Origin of the sequence: Pseudomonas sp. DP-17 (genome assembly GCF_022380625.1) — a bacterium.
In the GTDB taxonomy this organism is placed as follows: Bacteria; Pseudomonadota; Gammaproteobacteria; order Pseudomonadales; family Pseudomonadaceae; genus Pseudomonas; species Pseudomonas nitroreducens_A.
In genome coordinates this window covers 1-9635 of record NZ_JAKSXG010000011.1, presented here as the reverse complement: position 1 = coordinate 9635, position 9635 = coordinate 1, and the positions used below count along the sequence as shown (strand labels likewise).

Annotated in this window: 10 protein-coding genes; 8 read left to right on the top strand and 2 right to left on the bottom strand. The window is 64.0% G+C overall.

Annotated elements, in window-relative coordinates; translation table 11 throughout:
* Positions 1–119 precede the first annotated feature (119 nt).
* A complete protein-coding gene (locus MJ122_RS18580) occupies positions 120–488 on the bottom strand; it encodes a PilZ domain-containing protein (protein ID WP_239745431.1) in 369 nt (122 codons plus the stop codon).
* Between the two features lie 179 nt (positions 489–667).
* Between MJ122_RS18580 and MJ122_RS18575 the strand changes: the two genes are divergently transcribed.
* The 4 genes from MJ122_RS18575 to yjiA all read left to right on the top strand — a co-directional run bounded on the left by MJ122_RS18575 (position 668) and on the right by yjiA (position 4721).
* Positions 668–1177, top strand: a complete 510-nt coding sequence (locus MJ122_RS18575; RefSeq protein ID WP_017520676.1) for a DUF3015 domain-containing protein — start codon at positions 668–670, stop codon at positions 1175–1177.
* A gap of 185 nt (positions 1178–1362) precedes the next feature.
* Entirely contained in the window at positions 1363–3429 is a 2067-nt protein-coding gene (locus tag MJ122_RS18570; protein ID WP_017520677.1) for a carbon starvation CstA family protein, read from the top strand.
* Between the two features lie 12 nt (positions 3430–3441).
* A complete protein-coding gene (locus MJ122_RS18565) occupies positions 3442–3645 on the top strand; it encodes a YbdD/YjiX family protein (RefSeq protein WP_015478970.1) in 204 nt (67 codons plus the stop codon).
* Between the two features lie 77 nt (positions 3646–3722).
* Positions 3723–4721, top strand: coding sequence for a GTPase (gene yjiA, locus MJ122_RS18560; protein WP_239745422.1), 999 nt, complete (start codon positions 3723–3725; stop codon positions 4719–4721).
* A gap of 146 nt (positions 4722–4867) precedes the next feature.
* On the opposite strand, the gene MJ122_RS18555 is transcribed toward yjiA, so the two are convergent.
* A complete protein-coding gene (locus MJ122_RS18555; protein ID WP_239745420.1) occupies positions 4868–5554 on the bottom strand; it encodes a GntR family transcriptional regulator in 687 nt (228 codons plus the stop codon).
* Positions 5555–5694: 140 nt separating this feature from the next.
* On the opposite strand from MJ122_RS18555, the gene MJ122_RS18550 reads away from it, so the two are divergent.
* The 4 genes from MJ122_RS18550 to MJ122_RS18535 are packed head-to-tail and all read left to right on the top strand — an operon-like array spanning position 5695 to position 9558.
* Positions 5695–6765, top strand: coding sequence for an ABC transporter ATP-binding protein (locus MJ122_RS18550; protein WP_151188397.1), 1071 nt, complete (start codon positions 5695–5697; stop codon positions 6763–6765).
* A 2-nt stretch (positions 6766–6767) separates the two neighbouring features.
* Entirely contained in the window at positions 6768–7679 is a 912-nt protein-coding gene (locus MJ122_RS18545) for an ABC transporter permease (protein ID WP_171049504.1), read from the top strand.
* A complete protein-coding gene (locus MJ122_RS18540; protein WP_239745411.1) occupies positions 7676–8467 on the top strand; it encodes an ABC transporter permease in 792 nt (263 codons plus the stop codon). The genes MJ122_RS18545 and MJ122_RS18540 overlap by 4 nt, the downstream gene beginning before the upstream one ends.
* 38 nt (positions 8468–8505) lie before the next feature.
* Positions 8506–9558 carry an extracellular solute-binding protein gene (locus MJ122_RS18535; protein ID WP_239745410.1) on the top strand — a complete coding sequence of 351 codons (1053 nt, stop codon included), beginning with the start codon at positions 8506–8508 and terminating at the stop codon, positions 9556–9558.
* Positions 9559–9635 lie beyond the last annotated feature (77 nt).

The following is a 9635-nucleotide window of genomic DNA, read 5'->3' as shown; positions in this document are numbered from 1 at the left end:
CCAATCGGGGGTTCAGCTTTGGTAACACCCAGCGCGGCGGGCGCCCGCTCCTACGAAAATGCTAGATCTGGGCGTAGGAGCGGACTCCGTCCGCGATCGGCCAACGCCGGCACGTAATTTCAATGCTCGCTGAGCAGCGTCAGCTCTCGCTCCAGCAGCGATTCGTCACCCAGGTTCAGCTCCACCAGGCGCCGCAGGTGGCTGATGGAGTCCAGGTCGATGTGCCGGCAGTTGAAGCCCAGCAGGCCTTCACGCTCCCAGGCGAGCTCCGCCTCCATGTAGACGTTGACGTCGAAGCCCAGGTAGATGCGCACCTGCACCGGTTCCTCTGCAACGACGCTCCAGTGTTCCGGCCGTTGCACCAGCAGCCCCTGCAGTGACAGGTCCAGCAGCGTCACCTTCCAGCGCAGGTCGCCCTGGCTGATCTCGGTGCCGGCGTCGAAGGCGATGCGCTGGAAGCGCCGGCGCTCGTCGTGATCGTCAGTCATGTCGTGGCTCTCCGCCCGTTTCTGCTTCGCCTCACTATAGACGCAAGGCACTGCTGACGCGTCGTACACCGATTGCTGACGTTTCGTCCGTCAGACACAACCCGCGCGGGTTTGACAGCCTGCGGACCCTCGCCAAAGCTCCATGTGCGTTAAACCACCAATACTGCGGAGTGCAGAACATGGACAAGAAGCTCATCAAGGGTCTGATTTTCGGGGTTATCAGCGTTGCCAGCCTGGCAGCGCACGCGGATGAAGCCGGCCAGAGCGGCAAGGGTTGCGGCTGGGGCAACATGGTCTTCGACGGCCAGCGCGGCCTGTTCCCGCACCTGCTGGCCACCACCACCAACGGCACCTCGGGCAACGCCACCTTCGGCCTGACCTCCGGCACCAACGGTTGCGACGCCAGCCAACGCATTTCCTATGGCGGCCGTTCGATCTTCGCCATGAACGGCATGCTCGACAATATCGCCGAGAACATGGCCCAGGGGCATGGCGAGGCGCTGGATGCCTACGCCGTCCTGCTCGGCATTCCGACCCAGGACCGCGCGCACTTCGCCCAGGTCACCCAGCAGCACTTCGGTGAGATTTTCACTTCGCAGAATGCCACCGGCGAGCAGGTGCTGAACAACACCCTGGCGGTGATGAGCCGCGACCAGGTCCTGGCGCAGTACGCCAAGCAGCCGGCCTGACCACCGTTGCGCCGCAAAAGGCCCGCCTCAGGCGGGCCTTTTCGTTTCCTGACCCTGCGGTCGAACGCTTTGACCTCCGGCAATAAGCGCGTAATCGCCCTAGACTAAGGTCGTATGAATGGGTCGCTGGAAAAGACTAGAATTTTTCTGCGAATTCTCGCCTTCAAACTGTCGGAAGCCTCGCTATGAACAATAACAACAGCCTGCTACGTCACCTCGCCTGGCTGGCGGTGGCGATAGTCGGTGCATTTGCCTTGGGAGTCGTGGCACTGCGTCGCGGCGAAGCCATCAACGCACTGTGGATCGTCGTCGCGGCGGTTGCCATCTACCTGGTCGCCTACCGCTACTACAGCCTGTTCATCGCCACCAAGGTGATGCAACTGGACCCCAACCGAGCGACCCCCGCGGTCCTCAACAACGACGGCCTGGACTACGTCCCGACCAACAAGCACATCCTCTTCGGTCACCATTTCGCTGCCATCGCCGGCGCCGGCCCGCTGGTCGGCCCCGTGCTGGCTGCGCAGATGGGCTACCTGCCCGGCACGCTCTGGCTGATTGCCGGCGTGGTGCTGGCCGGTGCCGTGCAGGATTTCATGGTGCTGTTCATCTCCAGCCGCCGCAACGGGCGTTCCCTGGGTGAACTGGTCCGCGAGGAAATGGGGCAGGTGGCGGGGACCATCGCTCTGTTCGGCGCGTTCCTGATCATGATCATCATCCTCGCGGTGCTCGCGCTCATCGTGGTGAAGGCCCTGGCCGAAAGCCCGTGGGGCATGTTCACCGTGCTGGCGACCATCCCGATCGCGCTGTTCATGGGCGTGTACATGCGCTACATCCGTCCGGGCCGTATCGGCGAGATTTCTGTGGTGGGCATCCTGCTGCTGCTGGGTTCCATCTGGCTCGGCGGGCAGATCGCCGCCAGCCCCGAGTGGGCCCCGGTGTTCACCTTCCATGGCGTGCAGATCGTCTGGATGCTGATCGCCTACGGTGCCATCGCCTCGGTGCTGCCGGTGTGGCTGCTGCTGGCCCCGCGCGACTACCTGTCGACCTTCCTGAAGATCGGCACCATCGTCGCCCTGGCCATCGGCATCGTGATCGTCTCGCCGGAGCTGAAGATGCCGGCCCTGACCCAGTTCACCGACGGCACCGGCCCGGTGTGGAAGGGCGGCCTGTTCCCGTTCCTGTTCATTACCATTGCCTGTGGCGCCGTCTCCGGCTTCCACGCGCTGATCTCCTCGGGCACCACGCCCAAGCTGCTCAACCGCGAACCCGACGCCCGCTACATCGGCTACGGCGGCATGCTGATGGAGTCCTTCGTGGCCATCATGGCGATGGTCGCCGCTTCGGTCATCGAGCCGGGCATCTATTTCGCCATGAACAGCCCGCCGGCCGTTGTCGGCGCCGACGTCAATGCGGTCGCCGCCACTGTCAGCAGCTGGGGCTTCGCCATTACTCCGGACGTGCTGACCCAGACCGCCAAGGACATCGGCGAGACCACCATCCTGGCCCGTGCCGGTGGTGCACCGACCCTCGCCGTGGGTATCGCGCACATCCTTCACCAGGTGCTGCCGGGTGAGAACACCATGGCCTTCTGGTACCACTTCGCGATCCTGTTCGAGGCGCTGTTCATCCTCACCGCGGTGGACGCCGGTACCCGTGCCGGGCGCTTCATGCTGCAGGACCTGCTGGGCAACTTCGTGCCGGCGCTGAAGAAGACCGAATCCTGGACCGCCAACATCATCGGCACCGGCGGCTGCGTTGCGCTGTGGGGCTGGCTACTGTACCAGGGCGTGGTCGATCCGCTGGGTGGCATCAACACGCTGTGGCCGCTGTTCGGCATCTCCAACCAGATGCTTGCCGGCATCGCGCTGATGCTCGCCACCGTCGTGCTGATCAAGATGAAGCGCCAGCAATACGTCTGGGTGACCGCCCTGCCGGCTGCCTGGCTGCTGATCTGCACCACCACCGCCGGCCTGATCAAGCTGTTCGACAGCAACCCGGCTGTGGGCTTCATCGCCCTGGGCAAGAAGTACTCCGCCGGCCTGGACGCCGGGCAGATCATCGCCCCGGCCAAGGACATCGGGCAGATGCAGCACGTGATGATGAACGCCTACATCAACGCCGGCCTCACCGTGCTGTTCCTGCTGGTGGTGTTCAGCGTGCTGGTGTACGCGATCAAGGTCGGCGCCAGCGCCTGGACCAAGAAGGAGCGCACCGACAAGGAAGCTCCTTTCCAGCCGATCCCGGACGCCTGACGGAGGAACATCATGTTCAACGACCTCAGCCGCATGGGTAAGTATCTCGGGCAGGCCGCGCGCATGCTCGTCGGCATGCCCGATTACGACACCTACGTTCAGCACATGCAGAACAAGCACCCGGACAAGACTCCGATGACCTACGAGGAGTTCTTCCGCGAGCGCCAGGAGGCGCGCTACGGTGGCGGCAAGGGGAGGCCGATCCGCTGCTGCTGACCACGCGGATGGGTGTATAACGGACGGGCCGCGAGCGATCGCGGCCCGTTTTCCTTTCTGATTGCCTGGATGTACCCATGACCGATTCCGCAAGCGCGCCGCAGGTTCCGGTGACAGTCCTCACCGGCTTCCTCGGGGCTGGCAAGACCACCCTGCTCAAGCACATCCTCAAGGCCGAGCATGGCCTGAAGATCGCCGTGATCGAGAACGAGTTCAGCGAGACACCCATCGACGCTCAATTGCTCGGTGACGACGCGGTTCAGGTGACGACACTGTCCAACGGCTGCGTCTGCTGCACCATCAACAGCGACCTTGAGCGCGCGCTCTACGTCCTGCTGGAGCGCCGCGACAGCGGCGAGCTGGACTTCGACCGCGTGGTGATCGAGTGCACCGGCCTGGCCGACCCGGCCCCGGTGGCGCAGACCTTCTTCGTCGACGAAACCTTGCGCGAGCGCTACCTGCTCGACGGCATCATCACCCTGGTGGACGCCGCCAACGCCGACCGCCACCTGCAGGAAGCCATCGCCCAGGCCCAGGTTGGCTTCGGCGACCGCATCCTGATCAGCAAGGCCGACCTGGTCTCGCCGGAGCAGTACGAAGCCCTGGTCGAGCGCCTGCAGCGCATCAACCGCCGTGCCGAGATCCATGCCGTGGAGCACGGAGCCATCGAATTGGAACGCCTGCTCGATGTGCGCGGCTTCAACCTCAACGCAGACCTCGGCCTGCGCCCGCTGCTGCGCCCGGTGCGCCCGGCGGCGGACACCACCGACCGCATCACCACCCTGGTGCTGCGCAGCGACAACCCGCTGGATATCGAACGCCTCAGCGAATTCATGGACGACCTGTTGCAATGGCACGGCAATTCACTGCTGCGCTACAAGGGCGTGCTGAACATCGCCGGCGAGGAACGCCGCCTGGTGTTCCAGGGTGTGCTGCGGCTGTATGGGTTCGACTGGGACACCGAATGGAAGGGCAACGAACAGCGCGAGAGCGTGATCGTCTTTATCGGGGACAACCTTCCCGAAGAGGAAATCCGTCGGGGCTTCGATCGCATTACAGGCGGCCCGACCGCCTGAATGAAAACGCCCGGCCAATGCCGGGCGTTTCGCTGTCTGTAGGAGCGAGCTTGCTCGCGAACAGATTCCTGCCCAACGCTGGCGTTATGCGGTTCGCTAGCGATGACGATGGCGTCCCCCTCGCTCCTGCAAAAGGCCGCGCGGGATTAACCGCCGATCAGATGCTTGAGCGGATGGTAATCCGCCTTCAGGTTCCCTGCCGCCTTGAGGATGGCCTGCTCGATGGCATTGAGGTGCATGCAGGTCAGCTCGATGGCCGCCGCCTGGTTGCCCGACTCGATGTATTCGATCAACCGCTGGTGCTCGTTGCCGCGGCAGGTCTCGTGCTGGTCGTCGTCCAGGGTCGTGGCGTAGAGCGAGGCGCGCTCGATCAGCTTGCGGAAGAAATCCAGCAGCACCGGGTTGTTCAGCGCCGCCGCCAGCTTCAGGTGGAATTCACCCAGCAGGTGGACGAACCGCGCGTGGTCCTGGTCGTGGGTCGCCTCTTCCAGCGCCACGTGGTCGCGCAGGTCCTGGATGATCGCGCTGTCCGCGCGGCGGCACAGTTCGCTGACGATGCCGATCTCGATCAGCCGCCGCGTTTCGAACAGCGAGCGGATTTCTTCGTCGCTGGGTAAGGATACCCATGCACCCTTGTTGAGCGCGCTGGAAACCAGCCCGTCCGCTTCCAGATGTTTCAGCGCCGCGCGCACCGAAGTGCGGCTGACCTTGAACAAATCCGCCAAAGCCGCCTCACCGAGCTTCATGCCCGGGCGCAGGCTGCGCTTGCTGATTGCCTCGTAAACCCCTTGGTAGACACGTTCCACCGTGGACTCGGGGTGTTTCTCCGTCATGACCGACTCCGCCTCTTGCTTGACCCAGGGAAGGATGCCGCAAAACCGTCCGTGCAAAAGCAGTTGCAGAAGAAAAATACATCAGCTATTTCTAGATTGCATTCAAATATTGCATACAAAAACAAGAGGAATGCACCAAAATGAATCACTCGTCGTCAGTCGAGGTGCGCCGGGTCAGCAAGCGCTACACCGATGATCCCAACGTCGCTCCTGCCCTCAACGAGGTCTCGGTCGACATTGCCCATAACGAGTTCTTCACCCTGCTGGGGCCGTCCGGCTGCGGCAAGACCACGCTGCTGCGCAGCATCGCCGGCTTTGAGAACGTCACCTCCGGCGACATCCTCGTCGGTGGCGAGCGGGTCAACGACCTGCCTCCCTACCGCCGCCGCATCAACACCGTGTTCCAGAGCTATGCGCTGTTCCCGCACATGTCGGTGAGCGAGAACATCGCCTTCGGCCTGGAGATGCAGGGCCTGGCGCGCGGCGAGATTCCCGGCCGGGTCAAGGAGATGCTCGCACTGGTGCAGATGGAACACCTGGCGCGGCGCAAGCCGGCCGAGCTGTCCGGCGGCCAGCAGCAGCGCGTGGCGCTGGCCCGCGCACTGGCGCCCAAGCCTTCGGTCCTGCTCCTCGACGAACCGCTGTCCGCGCTGGACCTGAAGTTGCGCAAGGAGATGCAGGTCGAGCTCAAGCGCGTGCAGGAAGAGGCGGGCATCACCTTCATCTTCGTCACCCACGACCAGGAAGAAGCGCTGACCCTGTCCGACCGCATCGCCGTGATGTCCCACGGCAACATCATGCAGATCGGCACGCCCAACGAGATCTACGAACGCCCGACGCACCGCTTCGTCGCGCAGTTCATCGGCGACATCAACTTCCTCCCCGGGCAGATGCGCCAGGGCGGTTTCCATCCCAATGCCATGGCGGCGGAAATCCCCTGCGAGCTGCCGGCGGGCCTGAGCAGCACCAGTGTGCAACTGGCCTTCCGTCCAGAGCGCTCGAAGCTGGTCGACCCGTCGCAGCCGCATCACCTGCGGGCGGTGATCGAGACGGTGATGTACGTCGGCACCGCCACGCTATACCGCTGCCGCCTGCCAGACGCCTCGCAGATCACCCTGCGCGAGAGCAACGAGGGCGGCCGCGCCCGCGACGTCGGCGAGGCCGTGGCGGTGCACCTGCCGCCCCAGGCCTGCCTGCTGATGGAGGCCTGAGCATGAAGGAGTCGCCCACTACCCGGCGCCTGTTGCTGCTCAGCCCGGTGGCGCTGACGCTGCTCGGGCTGATCGCCATCCCGCTGGCGATCATGGGTTACATCAGCCTGCTGCCGCGCAACCTCTACGGCGGCGTCGACTGGCACGCCGACTGGCAGATCCAGAGCTACGTGCAGCTGTTCTTCCAGGAAGACTTCGACGGCAACCTGGAGCTTAACTGGGTCTATGCCCAGGCGCTGCTGCGCTCGCTGTTCCAGGCCGGCGGCACCACGCTGCTGTGCTTCCTCTTCGGCTTCCCGGTGGCCCTGTGGATGACCAGCCTGAGCGAGCGCTCGCGCAACCTCATGGTGCTGCTGATCACCATTCCGTTCTGGACCAACCTGCTGATCCGCAACTACGCCTGGCTGATCATCCTCCGTGAGCACGGCTGGATCGCCCAGACGGTCAATGCGCTGTTCCCCCAGGCCGGCGGCATCACCCTGCTGTACAACGACTTCGCCGTCTGCGTGGGGCTGGTCTACAGCTTCCTGCCGTTCATGATCCTGCCGATCTACTCGACCCTGGAGAAGCTCGACTGGCGCCTGGTCGAGGCCGCCTACGACCTCGGCGCCAACCGCTGGAAGGCGTTGCGCCGGGTGATCCTGCCGCTGTCGATGCCCGGTGTGATCGCCGGCTCCCTGCTGGTGTTCGTGCCGAGCCTGGGTGCGTTCATCACGCCCGCCATCCTCGGCGGCGGCAAGACGCTGATGATCGGCAACCTGATCCAGCAGCAGTTCGGCACCGCGCGCAACTGGCCCCTGGGCGGCTCGCTGTCGTTCCTCTTGCTGGCGATCATGCTGCTCGCTCTGATCGCGTTCGCCCTGTATAGCCGCCGCGCCGCCAAGGCCGTCCACCTGGGAGGAGCCAACGCATGATCGCCCAGCACCTGAAGAAACTCCCCGGCACCCGCGAAACCAGCCTGCTGGTCCTGGCCTACCTGTACCTGCCGATCCTCGTGCTGATCGGTTACAGCTTCAACGCCAACCGTTCGGCCACGGTGTGGACCGAATTCTCCTTCGCCTGGTACGGCAAGATCGTCGCCAATCCCTCGATCCAGGCGGCGGCGTTCAACTCGCTGGTGGTCGCCGGCTTCGCCACCGTGCTGTCCACGGCCATCGCCCTGGCGGCGGCACTGGCGACCTCGCGGCCGTTCTACGGACGGCGGCTGGTGGAGGGCGGCATCAACCTGCCGCTGATCCTGCCGGAGATCGTCATCGCTGTGGCCACGCTGCTGCTGTTCATGTCGCTGGGCATCAAGCTGGGCTTGCTGACGGTGATAGTCGCCCACGTCGGCTTCTGCATTCCGTTCGCCTACCTGCCGATCCGTGCGCGACTGAACGATCTGGACAAGAGCCTGCTGGAAGCCGCCGGCGACCTGTACGCCAGCCCCTGGCAGGTGTTCCGCCGGGTGACCCTGCCGCTACTGTGGCCGGCTGTGCTGTCCGGCGCGGTGCTGGCGTTCGTGGTCAGCCTCGACGATTTCATCATGACCTTCTTCGTCGCCGGCCCCGGCTCGACGACGCTGCCGGTCTACATCTTCTCGGCCATCAAGGCCGGGGTAACGCCCGAGATCAATGCGATCTCGACCCTCATGCTGGTGATTTCCATCGTCCTCGTGGTGCTGTCGTACTGGCTCGGCCAGCGCGGCAAACCGGACGCCTGATCAAGACTGCCGACCTTTCGCTCTTTCTGGAGAAAACGATGAAGTTGAATGCCCTGCGTCACGGCCTTGCCGGTTTGTCCCTCGCTCTGCTGGCTGCGGGAGTTGCCCAGGCCGAGGAGCCCAAGCAGCTGTTCTTCTACAACTGGACCGACTACTACCCGGTGGAGCTGCTGGCCAAGTTCGAGAAGGAGACCGGCATCAAGGTCACCATGGACGGCTATGACAGCAACGAAACCCTGCTGGCCAAGCTTCAGGCCGGCGGCGCCGCGTACGACGTGATCGTGCCGTCGCACTCGATCATGCAGACACTGATCAAGCAGAACCTGCTGCGGGAAATCGACACGCCCACGCTGTCGAACTTCCAGTACGTCAAACCGGCTTTCCGCGATCCGGCCTTCGATCCGGGACGCAAGTATTCGGCTCCCTACCTGTGGGGCACCACCGGCTTCTCCTACGACAGCGCGCGGGTGCCGGGCGGCAAGCTGGATGACTCGTGGAAGGAATTCTTCGAGCCGCGTCCGGAACTGCAGGGCCAGGTCGCCGCGCTGGATACGCCGAGCAGCCTGATCAATGCCGCCGCGCATTTCCTGAACGTCGACGAGTGCACCGAGAACCCGCAGGACGCCAAGAAGATTCTCGAACTGCTGCAGAAGCAGAAGCCCTTCCTGAAGATGTACAGCTCCGACAACACCGTGGACCGCATGGCCTCAGGCGAAGTGGTACTGATGCAGAACTGGAACGGTTCCACCGCCCGCGCCACCTTGCAGAAGAGCACCATCAAGTACGTCTACCCGCGTGAGGGCGTGGCCTCCTTCCAGGACAACTTCGCCGTGCCTAAGAGCGCGCCGCACCCGGAGAACGCCAAGGTCTTCATCAACTGGATGATGAAGCCGGAGAACGCCGCCGCGGTGACCAACGCCATCGCTTACTCCAACGGCATCGAGACCGACAAGCTGCTCGACGCCAAGTGGAAGGTGATGGACGCCATCAACATGCCGCCGGAATACGCCGAGCGCCTGCGCCTGGAGAAGGAATGCAGCAACAAGTCCCGCGAGCTGCAGGACCGCATCTGGTCCAAGCTCAAGGGCTGACGCGGCGTATTCGCTTTTCGTAGGAGCGAGCTTGCTCGCGAACCTGCAAGGCACGGTGCCATGCGGTTCGCGAGCAA